Genomic DNA, 275 nt, shown 5'->3' with positions numbered 1-275 from the left:
GGAATCGAACCTTAAAAATAAAATCTCTTTTATCCTACTCCAGTATAATTTCTATGCTTATGAACTTGGCTTGTTTCTCAAAGCGGGTGCAAATATAAAACGCTTTTTTATTCCCCGCAAAACTTTTTTGAACTTTTTTTTTAAAAAATTTTTATCAACTAAAAACTCTCCAAAAACATCCTCAAAAAAACCAAACTCTCTCAATGAACTCTCAAAACTTATTCCGTTTTGCGGGTGCAAACATACAACCCTTTTTCTTTTCCACAACAAAAAAA

1 protein-coding gene is annotated in these 275 nt (G+C 30.9%); it reads right to left on the bottom strand.

Annotated elements, in window-relative coordinates; genetic code table 11:
- Positions 1 to 57 precede the first annotated feature (57 nt).
- Positions 58 to 275, bottom strand: a 218-nt coding sequence (locus Q1A73_RS24525) for a hypothetical protein (RefSeq protein ID WP_299611475.1), incomplete at its 5' end; no start/stop codon positions are given.

Origin of the sequence: uncultured Aquimarina sp. (assembly GCF_947492115.1) — a bacterium.
Classification (GTDB): domain Bacteria; phylum Bacteroidota; class Bacteroidia; order Flavobacteriales; family Flavobacteriaceae; genus Aquimarina.
The sequence above is the reverse complement of the archived record's forward strand: the minus strand, read 5'-3'. Positions and strand labels throughout refer to the sequence as shown.